13 protein-coding genes are annotated in these 18,754 nt (G+C 67.6%); 1 reads left to right on the top strand and 12 read right to left on the bottom strand.

Translation table 11 applies throughout. The features are described 5' to 3' along the window. Window positions 1-12 precede the first annotated feature (12 nt). Window positions 13-1,329 (top strand): NCS2 family permease, encoded by a 1,317-nt coding sequence (locus tag AC3WTC_RS15290; RefSeq protein WP_025876668.1) that lies wholly within the window; start codon window positions 13-15, stop codon window positions 1,327-1,329. A gap of 42 nt (window positions 1,330-1,371) precedes the next feature. Here the strand turns inward: AC3WTC_RS15290 and bcsZ are convergent, their stop codons facing one another. From bcsZ to AC3WTC_RS15230, 12 genes are all read right to left on the bottom strand, one after another. Further along, on the bottom strand, window positions 1,372-2,505 hold the full coding sequence (gene bcsZ / locus AC3WTC_RS15285) for a cellulose synthase complex periplasmic endoglucanase BcsZ (RefSeq protein WP_492711821.1): 1,134 nt from the start codon (window positions 2,503-2,505) through the stop codon (window positions 1,372-1,374). Next, on the bottom strand, window positions 2,489-6,064 hold the full coding sequence (bcsC, locus tag AC3WTC_RS15280) for a cellulose synthase complex outer membrane protein BcsC (protein WP_492711819.1): 3,576 nt from the start codon (window positions 6,062-6,064) through the stop codon (window positions 2,489-2,491). Before bcsC ends, bcsZ begins: the two co-directional genes overlap by 17 nt. Before the next feature lie 3 nt (window positions 6,065-6,067). Next, window positions 6,068-8,440, bottom strand: coding sequence for a cellulose biosynthesis cyclic di-GMP-binding regulatory protein BcsB (gene bcsB, locus AC3WTC_RS15275; RefSeq protein ID WP_025876672.1), 2,373 nt, complete (start codon window positions 8,438-8,440; stop codon window positions 6,068-6,070). Then, on the bottom strand, window positions 8,437-11,061 hold the full coding sequence (gene bcsA, locus AC3WTC_RS15270) for a UDP-forming cellulose synthase catalytic subunit (protein WP_492711817.1): 2,625 nt from the start codon (window positions 11,059-11,061) through the stop codon (window positions 8,437-8,439). Before bcsA ends, bcsB begins: the two co-directional genes overlap by 4 nt. After that, window positions 11,058-11,813, bottom strand: a complete 756-nt coding sequence (gene bcsQ, locus AC3WTC_RS15265) for a cellulose biosynthesis protein BcsQ (RefSeq protein ID WP_025876676.1) — start codon at window positions 11,811-11,813, stop codon at window positions 11,058-11,060. The genes bcsA and bcsQ overlap by 4 nt, the downstream gene beginning before the upstream one ends. After that, window positions 11,810-11,989, bottom strand: coding sequence for a cellulose biosynthesis protein BcsR (bcsR, locus tag AC3WTC_RS15260; RefSeq protein ID WP_025876678.1), 180 nt, complete (start codon window positions 11,987-11,989; stop codon window positions 11,810-11,812). Before bcsR ends, bcsQ begins: the two co-directional genes overlap by 4 nt. Next, window positions 11,989-13,617 carry a cellulose biosynthesis protein BcsG gene (gene bcsG, locus AC3WTC_RS15255; protein WP_492711814.1) on the bottom strand — a complete coding sequence of 543 codons (1,629 nt, stop codon included), beginning with the start codon at window positions 13,615-13,617 and terminating at the stop codon, window positions 11,989-11,991. Before bcsG ends, bcsR begins: the two co-directional genes overlap by 1 nt. Then, complete coding sequence (gene bcsF / locus AC3WTC_RS15250) at window positions 13,614-13,793, bottom strand: cellulose biosynthesis protein BcsF (protein WP_025876682.1); 180 nt, start codon at window positions 13,791-13,793, stop codon at window positions 13,614-13,616. Before bcsF ends, bcsG begins: the two co-directional genes overlap by 4 nt. Then, window positions 13,790-15,328: a BcsE family c-di-GMP-binding protein gene (locus AC3WTC_RS15245; protein WP_134831988.1), complete on the bottom strand. Its 1,539-nt coding sequence runs from the start codon at window positions 15,326-15,328 to the stop codon at window positions 13,790-13,792. The genes bcsF and AC3WTC_RS15245 overlap by 4 nt, the downstream gene beginning before the upstream one ends. Window positions 15,329-15,565: 237 nt before the next feature. After that, entirely contained in the window at window positions 15,566-16,753 is a 1,188-nt protein-coding gene (pncB, locus tag AC3WTC_RS15240; RefSeq protein ID WP_033830318.1) for a nicotinate phosphoribosyltransferase, read from the bottom strand. Between the two features lie 109 nt (window positions 16,754-16,862). Further along, window positions 16,863-17,702 (bottom strand): glycosyltransferase family 2 protein, encoded by an 840-nt coding sequence (locus AC3WTC_RS15235; protein ID WP_099782791.1) that lies wholly within the window; start codon window positions 17,700-17,702, stop codon window positions 16,863-16,865. Continuing rightward, window positions 17,699-18,553, bottom strand: coding sequence for a glycosyltransferase family 2 protein (locus AC3WTC_RS15230; RefSeq protein ID WP_025876690.1), 855 nt, complete (start codon window positions 18,551-18,553; stop codon window positions 17,699-17,701). The genes AC3WTC_RS15235 and AC3WTC_RS15230 overlap by 4 nt, the downstream gene beginning before the upstream one ends. Window positions 18,554-18,754 lie beyond the last annotated feature (201 nt).

Below are 18,754 nucleotides of genomic sequence, written 5' to 3'. Positions count from 1 at the left end.
GAGAGATCTGCGATGTCCCTGTTCGAACGCCTGTTCCAGCTGCAGCAGCACGGCACCACCGTGCGCACCGAACTGCTGGCCGGTGTCACCACTTTCCTGACGATGTCCTACATCGTCTTCGTCAATCCCGAGATCCTGGGCACCACCGGCATGGACGCCGGTGCGGTGTTCGTGGCCACCTGTCTGGCCGCGGCGCTGGGCTCGGTGGTGATGGCGCTGGCGGCCAACTTCCCGGTGGGCATGGCCCCGGGCATGGGCTTGAATGCGTTCTTCGCCTTCACCGTGGTCGGCGCTGCCGGCCTGCCCTGGCAGCAGGCGCTGGCGGCGGTGTTCATTTCCGGCCTGGTGTTCCTGGTGCTGTCGCTGACCGGCGTGCGCGCGTGGCTGGTGTCGGGCATTCCGGCGTCGTTGCGGTCGGCGATCGTGGCCGGCATCGGCCTGTTCCTGGCCATCATCGCGCTGCAGAAATCCGGCGTGATCATCGGCAACGAGGACACGCTGGTCGCGCTGGGCCCGCTCAATACCGCGCCGCCGCTGCTGGCACTGGGCGGCTTCCTGCTGATCGCGATCCTGGAAGCGCGACGAGTGCGCGGTGCGATCCTGATCGGCATCCTGGCGGTGACCGCGGCCGGCTGGGCGTTGGGCGATCTGCAGTACCACGGGCTGGTGTCGTTGCCGCCGAGCCTGGCGCCGACCTTCCTGCAGCTGGACCTGCCTGGCCTGCTGCACCACAACGGCGGCGCGCCGATCGCCGTGCTGCTGCAGGTGGTGCTGGTGTTCGTGCTGGTGGAAGTGTTCGATGCCACCGGCACGCTGTATGGCGTGGTCGGCCGTGCCGGTCTGCTGAAACTGCCGGGCGCGCAGAAGCGGTTCGGGCGCGCGCTGCTGGCCGACAGCACGGCGATTGTGGCCGGCTCGCTGCTGGGCACCAGCAGCACCACCGCCTTCGCCGAAAGCGCCTCGGGCGTGCAGGTGGGTGGCCGTACCGGTTTGACCGCACTGGTGGTCGCTGCGTTGTTCCTGGCCGCGCTGTTGTTCTCGCCGCTGGCGGCGATGGTGCCCGGCTATGCCACCGCGCCGGCGCTGCTGTTCGTGGCCGGACTGATGTTGCGCGAACTGGTGGAAGTGGACTGGAGCGACCTGACCGAATCCGTACCCGCCGCGCTGTGTGCGCTGGCGATGCCGTTCACCTATTCCATCGCCAACGGCCTGGCCTTCGGCTTCATTGCCTATGCCGCGCTGAAGGCCGGCACCGGCCGCTGGCGCGAGGTGCATCCGGCGGTGTGGCTGGTGGCGGTGCTGTTCGTGCTGCGTTACGCGCTGGAGTGATCACCTGTTGATGGGCCCGCCGGGCATCGCCCGGCAGTTACATCACCAGCGCGGCTGAAGGCGTCCGTCGGCAGCGAAACGCCAGCGGCCTTCCGCCCAGCCGCGACCGAACAGGGTGAGCATCTGCGAATAGTACGCGGGCTCGCCAGCACGCTGCTGTTCGGCGCTGGGCAGGCTTTCAAGCAGCACCGCGGCGCGGGATGTTTCCCCCTGTGCCAGCAGGTAGGGCAGCAGTGCGGCACGGAAACCGTAGTTGCCCTCGCCCTGCCCTTTGCCGGTACGCGTGTCGATTTTCTCCCACATCGGCGCACCGCTGCGCAGGCGCTGCAGAGGGCCGGACAGAGCGGTGAGCTGGCGACGGAACAAGGGATCGCGCGGCGCAGTCATGCCGGCCCAGGTGTAACAGCGGATGGCGTCGTAGCCACCCACAGCCCCTTTCACCGGATCGACGATGAAGCTGCCGTCCTTCCACGCGGCCCAGTCCGGCGCGAACCCATGCGGACTGGTCTGCTGCAGCAGGGCCACGGTGCTGTCGGCCAGCGCCTGCCAGGGGCCGCTGCGATCAACCGCTGCGAATCGCCGCAGCAACGGCAGCGGCAGGTAGCTCGGATTGACCCGGGTGGCGCCGTCTTCGATGAATCCCTGCGGCCCCGGCAGCAGCATCGGCCCCAGCGTGGGTATCTGCACGATTTCGCGCGCGCGCACCTGTGCCAGCATGCCTTCGGCGATGGCCTGCAGCGCGGGGCGGCGCCACAGGCGTGCAGCTTCCAGCAGTGCGTAGGCGAGCCACAGGTCCGAATCGGATGCAGGATTGTCGTCCAGCAGGCGCCAGCCTTCCTTGCCCTGCCCCCACAACCAGCCTGGCAGGCGCGCGGCCATGTCACCGCCTGCGAGATTGTCCTGCGTCCAGGCCAGGATGCGGTCGAACAGTGCAGGATCGTTGTCGACCAGCGCGAAGAACAGTGCATAGGACTGGCCCTCCGATGTGCTGCGCTGATCCTCCTGGCTGCGGTCGATCATGCGCCCATCGCGGCTCAGGCTGCTGTCCTGCAGCACCTGCCAGGCCGGCCAACGCGATGCTGTGGTGGCCGCGCGAACGCCGGCGCTGCCCAGCAGCGGCAGCAGGACTGTCGCCTGCAGCAGACGGCGGCGTTGCAGGTCAGCGGAATTCGCCATACGGCACCAGCGGAGAGACGGGCAACGGCAGGTTGCCCTGCCACGGTTTGAAGGAATAGCGCAGGTACAACTGGAACGTGTTCGGCGAAAAATCGCGGCTGCGCTGCAGGGTACCGGCCGCACCCAGCACGACGTGATCACCCAGGCGCCGCTCAACTGCCGCGTACAGGCGATAGCCCGTACCGGTACTGCTGCCATCGGTGGTGCACAGGCCATCCGGGTCCAGTTGCAGCGGACCGTACTGCGGTTCCAGCTGTGCGATCACGCGCTGGATGAGGGCCTCGTCGGGGAAGCGGCTGATCGAGCGGGTGCGTGCGTTGGAGACGCTGACCGAACCATCAACGCGCACCGACCAGTCGTCGTTGCGCCAGGCGAAGCCCACCGGAAGGCTCAACGACGCATAGCGCTGCGGGCTGTAGTAGCCGCCCTGACCCAGCGAATAGCCGCCCAGGTCCTTCTGGTAGCGCCAATACATCGCGGTGGTTCCCACATCCAGGCGCATGTCCGGGCGTTGGATCAGCTTGTGGTACCAGCCAACCATCGCCCGCGCGCGGGTGTTGTCCACCACGTTGTGGCCGGTCAGCTGGTGCCAGCTCCAGTTCGACCACACGCCGTTGCGTCCACCTTCGTCATAGCCGAGGCTGACGGTCACGCCATTGGCGGTGACACCGCCCCAGGCAATGCCACTGCGTGGATCGATCGCACCAGCCTGCGACAGCAGCGAATTGGTCATCGGCCGCCGCGATACGGTCGCTCCCCAACCCAGCCGGCCGAGGTCACCATTGAGAGTGACGCCGCCCAGCCAGTTGCCCACCACGTAGTTGGACGGCGAATGGCCGATATCAAAATTCCAGCGATCATCCAGGGTGCGCCAGCCCACGGCAAAGCCGGCACCCGAACTGCGCCGCTGGTGTACGTAGCGGGTGCAGCCCGGCGCCTGCATCCGCGTGCCGTCGGCCTGCAGCAGGCCCAGGTCGCAGCTGCCGAAATCGTCGCTGTAGGCGCCGTCGGCGTCGGTCTGGAAACGGCCTGCATCGAAATGCACCTGTTCAATGCGCGCCCAGCCCAGGCCACCGGCGAACGGTGCATCAAGATGGGCGATGCGGGTATCGCGTGCAAGTTTCGAGATGCCAGGCGTGCCGTCGCTGCGACGGCCGGAATCCTGCATCACGGTCAGCGTCGGATTTTCCTGCTGGTACAGGGTTTCCACGTCGCTGCGCAGGCTGCGCCGCAACCAGTCGTCGCTGGCGGTTTCGCGGCTGGCCAGGGTCAACGCGCGGTTGTCACGTGGCTGCGCCTGCGACGGTGCGATCAAGCCATTGTCGGCCATCGCCCGTGCGTACATGTCCAGCGCCTGCTGCGGATCTTCGCGCCGTACAAGCCGCGCCGCATCGCGCCAGGACTGCGCGTCCGGTCCGCTCTTGCGGGCAAGCAGCGCGCGCAGGATCTGCAGCGCCTTGGCGTCTTCATGCAGGTCGGTCCAGATGGTCGCCAACTGGCGTTGCTGGCCGATCGCATCATCGGCCACCACGGGGGGCGCGTCGTGCATCTGCCGACGGGCACTGGCCAGGTCGCCGGTGCCGATCCAGGCCTGCAGCTGGCCCAACTGCGCATCGAGATTGTCCGGTTGCACCGCCAGCACCTGCTGGTAGTAGTGCAGCGCCTGTGCATGATCATCACGCAGGCGCGCCCACTCGGCCAGGATCAGCTGGTTGTCCGCGCTGGGCGGCTGTTGCTGCAGCAGGGCAACGGCTTCTGCTTCCCGGCCTTGCGCGCGCAGCTCCCACAGATGATCGATCAGCTGCTGGCGCTGCAGGCGTTCTGACAAGGCGCGCATGTCATCGTCCCACTGCGCGCGCGGCACGCCTTCAAGCACGGCCAGCGCCTGTGGCAGGCGATCGGAACCGGACAGGTACAGCGCCTGCGCGTAACGCGCTTCGATGCCGGCATTGCGCGCGGCCATATCGGCAACCACCGCATCTGCTTCATCCAGCTTGCCGACCGTCCGCAGTTCATTGCCCAGCGCATACGCCAGCCAGGCATCGCCGGGCAGTTCGCGGCGCAGCTCACGCCCCAACGTGATGGCCGCATCGGCATCACCAGCGGCCAGCGCCTGCTCACGACGCTCACGCAGCCGGCTGATCTGCAGCTGGCGCAGGTCTTCGGCGTACAGGGTGCGCTGCGCTGCAGGCAAGGCGTTGATGAAGGATTCCAGACGCTGCGGGTCGGTACGGCCATACAGCTGCACCAGCTTGCGGATCACATTGGCATCGCGCGGGGCGATCCGTCGCGCGGCCTGCAGCTGCCGCTCGGCGGCCTCATCGTCGCCACGCGCCACCGCGACATCGACCAGGCCGAGGATGGCGTTTATCTCGCGCGGCTGCTGCCGGCGCGCCTGCGAATACAGTGCCTGAGCATCATCGAGCCTGGCAGCGGCCAGCGCGGTGTCGGCCTGGTCCAGCAGCAGCCAATAGCGGGTGCTGGTGATCAGGTCGCGCCATCTGTCGCTGGTATCACCCGCGGGTGTGGCCTGCACGGCACGCTGGAAATAGGCGATGGCCTGCTCGCGGCGCCCCTGCCGCATCAGGGCCATGCCCAGCCCACCGAGGAACTCCGCTTCGCGCGGATAGCCGCGCAGCGATTGCAGGAATGCGCGCTCGGCCTCTGCATTGCGACCGGCGTCGAGCAGTTGCTGGCCACGCAGGCCTGCGCGCCAGGAGGGATCGCTTACCCGCTTGTGCTGTTCGGCATAGCGTTCGCGCACCAGCGCAATGTCGCTGAAGGTGGGGTTGCGGGTGATGAATTCCTGCAGGCGGCGCACGTTGCGCTCGTCGGCAGGCTGGTCCTGCAGGTAGCCCCATTCGGCATCGGCCGCCAGCGCGCGCGCTTCCGGATTGCGCCCCATGCGCTGCAGCGCCGCCAGCGCATCGGCATCACGCCCGGCTGCGAACAACAGCTGCGACAGTGTCTGCAACAGGGTGGTGTTGCCGGGGTAACTGCGGTCCAGCGCGGTCAGTTCGCGGATTGCGGCATCGCGCCCGCTGGCCTGCGTGCCGCGCAGGCGCCAGTACTCCAGGCCCAGCTGCAGCCCCGGTGGATCGTCGTTGAACAGACGGCGGTAGATCAGCAACGCTTCATCGCTGCGACCACCGGCGGCGAACAGCCGTGCCTGCTGCAGTTCCTGCTGCAGGTCGCCGCGATAGGCGCGCCACAGGCGCTCACCGGCGGCCAGTTCGCGGCTGCCGGCGCCGAGCTGGCGCAGCCGTTGCAGGGTCGCATCGGCATCTTCCATCTTCTGCTGCGACAGCTGCACTTCCAGGATCGCCACCAGGGTGCTGCGGTCGTCCGGTGCGAGCATGCGCAGCCGGGCCAGGGCATCTTCGATCAGCCCCTGACGGCCGCTGGCCTCGCCGATGCGCACCTGCTGCAGCAGCCATTGCCGCTGCTCGGCGACAGTGCCGCCGGGCGTGGCTGGCAGCGCCTGCGCCGCGCACGGGCCCGCCAGCCCGATCAGGACCAGGCCGGAGGCGGCGACCAGCGACGGCGGCGTACGCACCATCAATCAGTGCCCCGGATCCAGCCGCTTGGCTGCCACCCAGCGCAGCACACGCCAGAACAGGAATGCCACCATCAGCACCACCACCGTGGCCAGCACCGCCAGCAGTGCCGGGTGGTCGGCCAGGTGGTACCAGAGCAGCAGCCACCACGGCAGCGCGCCAACGTAGTAATGGTCGCCGACGAACTGGCTATGGATGCCCGAACTGCGCAGGATCGCCACCGAACCGGCGATCGCCTGGCGCTTGCCGGTATCGCTGAGGGCTTCGTCGAGCAGGCCGTAGTCGGCGGCATTGCTGGCCGCCAGCGAGACGATGCTGCGCTGCGCGTGATGCGGCGACTGCAGGCCGATGATCGCCGCGAAGGGCGCTTCGGCGGTGACCGCCACCTGGGTAACTGCCGGATCACCGGCACGGCTGCCGCGACGGGCCTGTTCCATCGCCAGCTGCGGCGACGGTGACTGGCCATTGAGCAGGCGCGTACGCTGGTCATCGATCAGCAGCGACAACTGATCGCTGCCGCGCAGCTCTGCCGGCATTGCACCCAGCATCAGCAGGTCGGCATCCAGTGCGCTGGCCTGCTTCCAGTCGTCTGACAGGCGCAGGCCATAGGCCGGGTACCCCGTCTGTACGCCCAGGCCGCCCACCAGGTTCAACAGCAGGCTGACCTGCGACTCGCTCGCCGTTGCCGGCACCAGCACCACCGTCTCGGACAGATCGGCCATGCGGCTGAAGGGGAAACCGCTGAGCGCGAATGCGGACAGGTCCGGCAGGCCCATGTAGTGGTGGAAACCGGAGAAGTCGATGGTCGAATCTTCTTCGATCGCCGCCTGCAGGTTCGGCGGCAGCACGGTCTGGCAGTGGTCGCGCTGGGCACTGCCCATCACGCTGGCAAAGTTGAAATCAAAGCGCAGCTGGTTGCGGTCGCCCAGCTTGAGCGAGGGAATCAGCAGGCGGCCGTCGTCGGCACCGGCGTCGCCGGCCAGCACCGGCAGGCGGATTTCCTCCAGACCCTGCTTGCCGTTGCGGCGCACCAGCGGGAAGCTGGAAATGAACTGGTCGTTGATTGCTACGCCCAATCGCGATTCATCGCTGCCGAACGGCGGCGTGTAGCGGTAACGCAGGTTCAGCGGAATGCCCTGGTTGCGCCAGATGAAAAGATCCGGCGGCAGGTTGAGGTTGACCGTGATCGGCTGCGGCGACACGCCGTTTGCATGCAGCTGCTGCGGGTAGTCGAGCAGTTCGGCCAAGCGCACGGCCCGGTCGGTGCGCACCCAGTTAGGTGCATCGTACGGCTTGCGCGGGGCCAACGGCTTGACCTCGTCGATGCTGACCTGGCGGCCACGGAACAACGCGTTGCCCGCCGCCATCGCCGCCACCGCCTTCTGCAGATCGTCATCGTTGCGGCCCAACACCAGCAGCAGCTTGCGCTGCGGATCCTCCGGCAGCGCCATCAGCTCGACCACCGGGCCCTTCACCGGTGCATGGTTGGCGATCACCGGCGGGAACTTGCCATTGACTGCCAGCACCACGGCATGCCCCTGCGCCGGCAGTTGGCCGAAGCTGACCGGGAAACGCGCCTGCCGCCACCAGCCGGCCAGGCTGCCGAAGTAAGAGGCCATCACGGCACCGGCGCGTTGCTGGGCCAACGTCGGTGCGGCACCGAACACCACCGGCAGCTCCAGGCGCGCGGTGTCGCGTGGATCGAAGAACGGCAGCGGGAAGTTGGCCAGGTCATCCTGCATCGCCAGCAGCTGTCCGCCCAGGCGCAGCGTGCTGTTGCTGGACAGGTTCACCCACAGCGAACTGTGGGTGGGTTCTTCGCAGATGTCGGTGTAATGGCCGACAAATTCCAGCCGCACCTGGTTGAAGTCTGCGATCAGGCGCGCATCCAGCGGCAGCTTGGCCTGCACCGGGCGGCCAAGCTGGTCGTTGCTGATCGGCACCACGCCCATCAACGCATCGTTGAGATAGACCCGCAGGTGCGACAGGGTCGGCAGCAGCGACGGCGACGGTGTGAAGCTCAGGTCCAGTTCGGCCTCGCGCGCGAGCCGGTCGCGGCGCACCTGGAATTCGAAGGTGGTCGCGTTGCGCACGCCCGACAACAGCGTGTCCTGGCGACGACCCAACTGGGCGAAGGTACTTTCGCGTTGCCAAGGCCAGGCACTGCCTGCCCAGGTCTGCGGCAGTGCAGCTTCACTGCGCTGCGCAGGAACCGCTGCAGCCGCCACCGGGGTCGGTACGGCGACCTGGGCAGCCGGTGCGTCCGGGGTGGAACCGGTGGTCGGCATGCGTGCCGGGGCCGGCGCACTGTTGCCCGAGGCCACAGGCAAGGCCAGCAGAGGCAGCAGCAGCCAGCGCAGAGAGGACGGAATGCTCATGGACGAAGCCCTGGATCAGCGGCTGGGTCAGCCGGGTGGGATGGAAGCGGACGTTGCGGGGCGAAACTGGCCAGCCAGCGCAGCAGGCGACGGTTCCAGTGCGCGGGACGGTCAAGGTCGAACGGAGTGAAGTCGCCCATCCGCCGGTAACCGCGCCAACCCAGCACCAGCACGCTCCACAGGCTGCGTGGCAGGCTCTTGGGCTGGTAGCCGGCGTGCCAGTCGAGCCACGCATCGGCGCGGGCGAAGGTGCACTGGGCAAATTCCACGCGCTGGCGTTCATTCTCGAACGTCAACAGCAGGCCGAGGCGATGGCCAACGCTGCGCTGCACCCGTGCGGGGAACGCAAACTCGCGGCGGCCCCGGCCCAGCAGCACCTGCACCGGTTGCCCCTCAAGCAGCTGCGGGTCGTCGCCCAGCTCGATGCCGACACCGTCGTTGGAGTAATCCTGCATGACGCCACGCAGGCGGCGTCCATCGGGAACCTGCAGGGCCATCGGCAAGCGTGTCGTCACGCGATGGGTGCGGCGCACCTGCTGCACCTCGGCGGCCACGGCCAGCGCGCCACCGATGATCAGCAGGTTGTACAGCACCCACAGCGAGCTGACGACCACGGTACCGCGTTCATCAGCCGGGCCGTGCATGAAGCGCCAGACCGCAAAGCACAGGCCCAGCACGTTCAACAGTGCCAGCACCAGGTATGGCCGTGCCACACGCCAGTCGAAACGGTCACCGGCCTGGGTGCCGCCCTTGTCGGTGACGTTGAACTTGCCGCGCCCCGGGCTGAACAACGCAATGGTGGTCGGCCGTGCGATGTACCAGGCCAGCACGGTCTCGTAGACCTCGCCCCAGAAAGGCCGCCGATACTTGCCCTGGATGCGTGCGTTGGTAAGGCTGGCGTGGGCCATGTGCGGCACCACGAACAACAGGATGGCCAGTGCTGGCGCATAGATGATGTAGACGTGCAGCAGCAGGAACGCCAGCGGCGCGGTGAGGAACACCAGACGTGGAATGCCGGCGAGGAAGTGCAGCATCGCGTTGGCGTAGCAGAAGCGCTGGAACAGGCTCAGGCCCTTGCCGATCAGGGGATTGTCGATGCGGAAGATCTGCACCATGCCGCGCGCCCAGCGGATGCGCTGGTTGACATGCGCTCCCAGGCTGTCGGTGGCCAGGCCAGCCGCCTGCGGGATACGCAGATACGCCGAGTTCCAACCGTTGCGATGCAGGCGCAGCGCAGTATGCGCATCCTCGGTGACGGTCTCGGTGGCAAAGCCGCCAATGGCATCGATCGCCTCGCGGCGCAGCACCGCGCAGGAGCCACAGAAGAAGGCCGCGTTCCACAGGTCGTTGCCATCCTGCACAAGACCGTAGAACAACTCGCCCTCGTTGGGGTCGCTGCGGAATACCTGCAGGTTGCGCTCGAACGGATCGGCCGAGAAGAAGTGGTGCGGCGTCTGTACCAGCGCCAGCTTCGGGTCGCGCAGGAACCAGCCGCAGGAGACCTGCAGGAACGACCGCACCGGCAGATGATCGCTGTCGAAGATGGCCACCAGTTCGCCATCGATCAGGGTCAGGGCGTGATTGAGGTTGCCCGCCTTGGCGTGTCGGTTGTCGGTGCGGGTGATGTAGTTCACTCCGGTACGTTCGGCGAAAGCGCGGAACTCTTCGCGCCTGCCGTCGTCGAGAATGTGGATGCGCAGCTTGTCGGCCGGCCAGTCCAGGCCCATCGCCGCGTACACGGTGTGCCGCACCAGGGCCAGGTCTTCGTTGTAGGTGGGAATGAGCACATCCACCGTCGGCCACTGCTGGACATCGGCGGGCAGCGGCGCCGGGCGACGGCGCAGCGGCCAGGCCACCTGCACATACCCCAGCATCAGCACCAGCCACGAGTAGGTTTCCGCAGCCAACAGCACCAGCCCGCAGATCAGGTCGAAGGTGCTGTTCCAGTTCAACGTGGCCGTATAGCGCCACCACAGGTAGCGGCAGGACACGGTGATCGACAGCACCACCAGCACCAGGGTGGCGTAGCGCCCCTGCATGCGCCGCACCAGCAGGGCGATGACCCACAGCAGCAGCACGAACACGAACTGCGCGAAGTAGGTGAACGGCTGGGTGATGCACAGCACGGCCAGGCCCAGCGTGACCAGGCCGATCAGGAACGCCAGCAGATTGCGCGTACGCGGCGACAGCCCCTGCAGGCGCTGGCTTGCCCAGGCCATGAAGCGGCTGTTCCAGACCTCGTTGGGTGCATCGCGCATTGCGCGCACGTAGCGCAGGTGACCACGCCCGGCGGCACCGCGCAGCTCGGCGATGCGTTGCCGGCGCGCGCGCGCCAAGCGTTGCCGGCGCTGCGAAGGGCGCGGCACCAAGCGCACGATCGACAACCAGAGCGCCTGGATCAGCAAGCGGATCGGATCGCCGGGGCGCCAGCGACGGTCACCCTGCAACTGCGGGAAGGCACCGCGCAGGCGCGGCGCCAATGCCTGCCATGCCGGAGCTTCCAGGCGCAGGAACGCCCAGCCGATGGCCTGCAGCAGCCACAGCACCAGGCAAGTCGCCCACGGCGCATGTACCCGATCACGCAGGCGGCTCCAATGCAGGTAGTACACCCGCGCGCTCATCCGTGCGCGCCCTCCGCCTGCCGCCGGGCAGACTCGGCCAGGCACCACAACGCGAGGCCATCGATATCAGCCGCGGCCAGCGAATCGGCCGCGTAGCGGCCCAACGGCTGCTTGCTGGCCAACGCCGCCGGTACCCGCGCATCCTCATGCAGCGGTTGCGGCAACAGGCGCGCAGCATGCGAGTGCAGCCACAACTGCATCAGGTCGCGCTGTACCGGCACAGCAGGATCGTAGCGATTGGCCAGCACACGGCGCGCGTCGGCACCTTGCCGTTGCAGCGCCACATGGTTGGCCGGATCGACACAGGCCAGGCGGAGCGGCAAGGTGCAAGCGGCATGCTGGTTGATCGCGGCCACGTGTGCAGGCAGCCGCTGTGGCAGGTCGAACATCACCCAGTCGAACTGCGGCGCCAACAGCGGCATGCGATCGGCCCAGGTGGCCGGCGCCGCCTGCAGCCACTGCTCTACCTGCAGTGCCTCGGCGTCATCGACGCGGCCATAGGGAAGCACGGCCAAGCCAGGCGCGCAGGCGAAGGCCGCCGCGCGCCAGTCGCCTCCGTCAAGCTGGGCACGCGCCCAGCCGCCCGCTTCCTTTGCTGGCAGGCCCAGGTGCAGGCCAAGCATCTGGTCCGGGCTGCATTCGACCAGCAGCACGCGCTGGCCCTGCGCATGCAGGGCCTGGCCCAGCGCTGCCAGCACGGTGGTTACCCCGGTGCCGCCATGCACGCCCTGCAGGGACAACAGCGTGTTCATCGCTGCTGCTCCAGTTCCGCCAGCAGCGGCCAGCGCGCCAGCGCCTGCTCGCGCTCGCGCTGCGCCGAAAAGTCCACGTAGGGCATCTCCGGCATGTTCAGGCTGCGCCGCAGCAGGTCGATGTCGTCTTCCTCGACCGACAGGGTGGTGGGCACCGCAAGAATGTCGGCAGCCATCAGCGTTTGTCCTCGGGGTAAGGGCTCCAGGTCTGGCTGCCCTGCAGCTGCAGCCACGGCCTGCCGTCGTAGTCGATGACCTTGGCGCCTTCGTTCTCGGAAACCGATGGCGTTCGCGGCAACCCCTTCAGCAGGCTGTCCCAGTCACGGTCGGCCGGCGGCGACTGCGCGTTGAGCGCGTAGACCCGTGCCACCAGCTCGGAGATGGCCAGGTAGCTGCTCGGTTCGGGAATGTGGCGCGGGCCGCCGGCAGCAGGTGCCCCCATACCGACCAGCTTCACGCCTACCGGCACGTGGGTGATCGACGGGCTGGGAATTTCACGCATGCCCGGGATCTGCATGCGATCGCCGTGCAGTGCGGCACCGTGTTCGGGTACCACCACGATCATGGCGCGGCGCCCACTCTTCTCCACCGCGTCGACGAAGCCGGCCATGTCACCGAGCACCATCTGCGCACGCGCCTTGTAGTCGGCAGCGTTGGCACGACCATCGGCGCCGACGATGCGGTTGCCGTCGTGCAGCGAGATCGTGTTGTAGAACAGCGCGACCTGCTGGGTGGATTCGGCCTGGCGTTGCTTGAACCAGCTGTTCAGCACGTCGCCATCGCGACGCAACGGTGACTTGTCGAACGCCACCAGCGCGCGCGGCAGTGGATTGATGTCCATCGGTTTGGCCTGCAGGCCGCCGTACTTGGAGAGCTCGCCGATGAAATCGTCGAAATGGCCATCATGATTCATGGCCAGCTCGCTCTGGAAACCGAGGCGCTGCAGGTTGGAGAACAGCTGGCACTCGGCCGGTACCGGGTCGAACAGCGCGGTGTGCGAAGTCTGCCCGCAGCTGGCGCGCAGCAGGCGGATGGCCGCCGGCCCGCTGTAGGCGGTTGCCGAATTGAAATCGTCGAAGACCACGTCCATGCGGTCGAGCAGGTTGTTCTGGCGCAGCCCCACTTCGTCCAGGTCGCTCCAGGCCAGCGAGCAGATGTTGAGGATGATGACGTCGAAGGGCGCGCCGCTGGCCGGCGCCGGGAAGGCCGTCTTCAAACTTGACTGCTGCTGGTAGAAGCTTGCCAGCCAGGCGTTGAGGTTGTCGTTGCTGGCCGGTGCCAGCGGCGCACGACCGGAGCCCGTAGTGCCGGTGGCGGCCACGGCCTGGCCCTGTCGCGCGACCAGGTCTGCCGGCAGCGGCAGCGCAACCACCGCCATGCCGAGCATGCCCACCACGCTGAGGGTGGTGATGCGCAGCCACGGTTTCAGCAGGTAATAGGCCACCAGCAGCAGGGCCAGCACCGCCACCATCTGCCAGTTGATGAAGCGCTGGGCCAGTTCCAGCCAATAGTCGGCAGAAAAGTCGAGCACGCCCGGCTGCGCCAGCAATCGCTGGAACGGCGGCCACCAGGTGTCCTGGTAATACAGCGCCACGCCAACGGGGACAGCCACCACCGTCCGCGCGATACGCGCCCAGCGCCAGCGCAGCGGCACCAGCAGCGCGCCGAGGAACAGCAGGTTGGGCAGGATCTTCAGGTCCAGCGCACCCATCCAGGCCAGCACCACCTTGGACAGGAAGTACAGGTTCCAGCCGCGCAGGTCGGCCCAGGCGAACGGCGATGCGGGCAATGCCTGCGGACTCATGCCGGCCTCCGCGGTGCGCGCTGGCGCACGCCCGCCCGGCGCAGGTGACGTGGCGGCAACCACCCACCGACGCGTCGGCGCAGGCCTCGCCACAGCACGCCCAGCATCGCGCCGAACGGAATCATCAATACCGCGCAGGCGACGATCAACGTCCACAGCTGCTGGTCGGTGGTCATGTGTCGTCTCCCAGCCGCAACGGTGTTGGCGTTGCAAATGGCACTGCTACAACCGTCGCAACTGCGACCGGCGCGGGTTCCGCAGGCTGCGGCAGCAGCTCCGTCTCCGGATCGCTGCCGCTGGCGTTCATCGCCGCGATATCGTATTCGGCAAGCCGCTGGTAACCGTCGAACAGCTCGCGCCAGGGCAGCCGGAACAGGTTGCCCAGCGCCTGTTCGATGGCATCGCGGCGACAGCCGAACAGGAACAGGCGCACCTGCCCGCGGTACACGCAGGCCAGGTCGCCCTGGCGGCGGATGCGCAGCTGCTGCAGCGTCTGCTCGGCACGCAGGCCAGCCACCGGCTGCAATGCCAGCACTGCACTCTCCACGGCGCTGCCGTCCTGGTCGATGCGTTCACTGGCGATCTGGCGGAAGCGCGACGCACTGACCTGGCCACTGATCGACGGCGGCCGGTGCGCACGGATCAACGGTTCCGGATCGTCAGCCAACTGGCCCTGCCAACGCTGCCGCTGCACGGTATCGAGCAGGGTCAACAGGCGCGGCAAAGGGGTGTGGGCAGGCACCACGAGGCTGCCGCCGCACTGCAGCAACAGCCGCTCATCGGCGTAGCGCAGGCAGGGTTGCAGTTCGCGTACCACCAGCTTCACAGCATCGCCGCGCTCACGCCGCAGGCGATGCAGCAATCGCGCCAGGGCATCGACCTGTGCGTTTTCGCTGATGGCCACCACCACCGTGGCTTCGCGTGCCTGCAGCGCGGCAGGCATCAGGCCAGCCCAGCCTTCATACAGGCGCCAGGCCGACGACAACGGCGGGGCACCTTCCAGTACATCGGCCTGGGCCAGGAACAGGTCGCGGTCGCTGCCGCCCTCGCCCGCCACTGACGGCGCTTCAACCTCGGGGTCGACCAAGCGCTGCAGACGCTGCTCGACTTGTTCAACGGTGAAGGCACGTTGTGCGACGACGCCGTGGCTGTTGGTCCAGTAATGCAGCAACAGCTGCAGTGCACCACGGTGTGGATGCAACTGGGCGACACCGGCGCAGCTCCGGTTCAAGGGCAACAGACGCGGAGCGAGCGTGGCCACCTCGCCATGGCAGAGCAGCAACAAGACCTGCGCGGCGTTCTGCGCCCACTGCTGCAGGCGCTGGCACCAGCGCGACAAACGCGCGTCGTCCCAACCGTCCAGTGCAGCCACGGGGAACTGCACGATGCACATGCGCGTTGTGGCGCCTGAAGCGCGAGGCAAGTCCTCGGCAAGGCCGCGCAGGGCCAACTGCATGCCCTGGTGCGAGCACTGGAACATGTGCACCCGTGCAGGGCCCTGTTCGGGCGTCAGCAGAGACAACATCGGCTCGACGCCGCGCCCCAGCGTTGCCAGCACTACGTCATCAAGATCGCCCGCGCCGATCAACGCACTGGCGCCGAGCAGATCGGCCGGCGCGCTGCCAGCAGCAACGACCCAGTACACGCTGCCACCGCGCATTTCGACGAATTCGGCCGGCATGCCGGCAATGGCAAGATGGGGCGCCGTCACGCGTTGTTCCTTTCAGCGGCCATCGGTGGGTCCATTGGCAGACTTGCAGGGTGGATACTGCAGCGAAGGGAACTCATTTGATGACGCACGTCACATTCGTGTGGTTGTGGGCGCATCATACCGTCGATCCTGATGCTTGCGGCATCAAGGCACGGTCAATTACTGCCACCCGCGATGTACGGCAAGCACCACATGCAGGCAGCCACGGGCCGCGGTGCGGCCCCGGACCGACCGCGATCAGGCCTGGGCCGGATCCGGCAGTTCGAACACCTGGCGCAGGTAGGACAGGTAGCCCGGGTCGTCGCACATGCTCTTGCCCGGCGAGTCACTGAGCTTGGCCACCGGCTGGCCGTTGCAGCGGACCATCTTGATGACGATGTTCAGCGGGGTCGGCCCCAGATCGTTGGTCAGGTGGGTGCCCACGCCGAACGCCACCTGGCAGCGGCCACGGAAGTAGTCGTACAGGCGCATTACCTTGGTGATGTCGAGCCCATCGCTGAACACCAGTACTTTGCTGCGCGGGTCGACGCGGCGCAGCTGGAAGTGGGCCAGCATGCGGTCGCCCCAGTCGAACGGGTCGCCGGAATCATGGCGCACGCCGTCGAACAGCTTGCAGAAATACATGTCGAAGTCGCGCAGGAACGCATCCAGCCCGACCACGTCGGACAGGGCGATGCCAAGGTCGCCGCGGTACTCGCGCGCCCACGACTCCAGCGCCGCCACCTGCGAATCGCGCAGGCGCGGGCCCAGTGCCTGGAACGCCTGCAGGTACTCGTGGGCCATGGTGCCGTGCGGCGTCATGCCGTACAGGCGCGCGAAGTGCACGTTGCTGGTGCCGACCAGCTGCGGGCCCAGCGCATCGCGCAGCAGCGGCAGCAGGCGGGCATGCCAGTCGCGCGAGTAGCGGCGGCGGCTGCCATAGTCGGCGATGCGGCACTGCTCGAAGCCAGGGGTATCGCGCAGCAGCGCGGCCTTGGCCTGCAGGCGGCGTTCGCCTTCGGCGAAATCCGCCGTGGTGGTGTTGCGGAACCAGACTTCGTTGATGATCGCCAGCAGCGGCACTTCGAACAGGATCGTGTGCAGCCACGGACCGGTGATGTCCAGTTCGATCTCGCCGGGCACCGTCTTCGACGCGCGCAGCTGGATGTATTTGCGGTCCAGGTGGAACAGGCCGAGGAAGTCGGCGAAATCGGGTTTCACAAAGCGCAGGCCACGCATGTAATCCAGCTCTTCATTGCTGAAGCGCAGGCTGCACAGGTGGTCGATCTCCTCATCGATCTGGTCGATGTAGCGGGCCAGCTCGATACCGGGGGTGCGGCATTTGAAACGGTACTGAACCTGCGCGCCGGGGTGCTGGTGCAGCACCGCCTGCATCATGGTGAACTTGTACAGGTCGGTGTCGAGCAGGGACTGGATGATAGGCATGGGGGAATTATGCGCCCGTTCGGGTGAATCGGGGTCCGTGGTGGAGGTGGCGCCCTCACGCGCTCTGCAGTCGATCCACGCCATGCGTGGATGATCCTGTGGCAGCGCGTTACAGGGACCTGCGCAGCAACCTCGGCACCTGCACCAGTGCATGGGCCCAGATCGCCCCCCACACCGCCACCCGCACCGGCAACGACCGCTGCGGCGCTTCGAACTTGCTGAAATAGCGCCATAGCCCGCGATGCTTGTGCCATTCAACGAAGAACGGGCGCGAGCGGCTGGACACCCCGCGCACGTGGGTCACCTTCAGGTCGTTGGCGATGGCAACCACGCCACCGGCCTCACGCACGCGGCGGCACAAGTCCAGGTCTTCGGCGTGCAGCCGGTAGCCGGCATCCCAGCCGCCGATGCGATCAAACAGGGCGCGCGGCATCAGCAGCAGCGCACCGGACAACGCCGGCACCTGCTGCAACGGCTGCGCCGGGTCGCGGGCAATGGCCAACCGCGCGCCACGACCGGGCGAGCGCAGCATGGCAAGGAAGTCCGGATCACGGCGCCGTACCGCTTCATCGGCCTGGCCCTGCTCGTCCACCTGCTCCACGCCCAGCAGACTGTCGCCCACCGCACCGGCGCGGTCACGCAATGCGGCGAGCGTATCGACTTCGACCATCAGGTCGGGGTTGATGAAGGCCAGCCACGGGCTGCGTGAATCGGCAACGCCCTGGTTGTTGGCCGCGGCAAAACCGGGGTTGTCCGGGTTGGCGATGAAACGTACACGCGGATCGTGGCTGGCGTGGCGCTGCACGACTTCCAGGGTGTCATCCAGCGATCCATTGTCGACCACCCGGATCTCGGCCACGTCCTGCGCCTGGCGCAGCCGCGACAGGCACGCATCGATGGTACTGCCGCTCTGGTAGGTGACGACGATGGCGGCAATGGCGGAATTCAAACAGGCGGCTCCAACGGTGATGGCGGGACGAACAGGTCGCCCTGCCCGCGCGGCATTATCGCCTGCTGCAGGCCGTGCTGCAGGTCCTGGCGCAGCGTGTGCAGCGGGTCGTGCATCAGGAAGTCAGCCAGCCGCGGTACCCAGCCCGGCCAGCGCGCGGCCAGTGCTTCCAGATCGCCGTCGCGGCTGGGTGCTTCACTGGCACGGCTGACGAAGGCGTTTTCGCACAACACGTTGCGCCAACCGAGACCAGCCATGCGCAGGCTCAGATCGACCAGCGCCGCGTTCCAGCCCAGGTAGCTTTCTGCATCCAGGCCGCCGGCGCGCCGCCGAGCATTGGCGCGCACCAGCACGGCGTGGGTGACCGCCGAAGGGAGTTCAGGATGCAGGCTCGGCAGTGCGGCGCAGACATGTGCCAACAGCGCCGGGTCGCCCGGTTCGGGGTTGAGCTCGCCCAAGCGCGGCCACGCCGCGGTTTCGCCCACGTTGCACCACGGCGTGGCCGTGGCAATGGCCGCGTCGCGTGCAAACGTGGCCTGCAGCTGCTGCAGCCATCCCGGCGCAGGTACGCTGTCCGGGGCCAGCACCGCCACGTCCAGGCCATCGCAGGCACGCAGCATTTCGTCCAGGTGGGCAACCTCGCCCAGCGGCCGCGCGCGGCGGGTGTATTCGGCCTGCAACGGCGTATGTGCCAGCCAGTGTTCGACCACCGCCTGTGCACGTGGCCCGGCCTGTGCGTCATCGGCCAGCCAGATCGATGTTCCCGCTGCGGTACCGGCATCAAGCGCGGCCAGGCAGCGGTCAAGTACCGCGTCGTCCACGCCCAGCGGCAACAACACGATCGCCCCCATCCCGCCTCCGTGGTTGTCGGTGGCCACAGCGTAGCATCGGGTGGGTGTCGGCCGGGTTGCACCCGGCACCCGCAGAGGCCGCAGCAACAGCAACGGCAACGGCAAAAGCTGACTTCCTGGGAATGGCGGGGGGGGGGGGGGGGGGGGGGGGGGGGGGGGGGGGGGGGGGGGGGGGGGGGGGGGGGGGGGGGGGGGGGGGGG

The organism is Stenotrophomonas sp. FW305-C-20-S1 (genome assembly GCF_058783335.1).
This window is presented reverse-complemented; position numbering and strand designations above follow the sequence as displayed.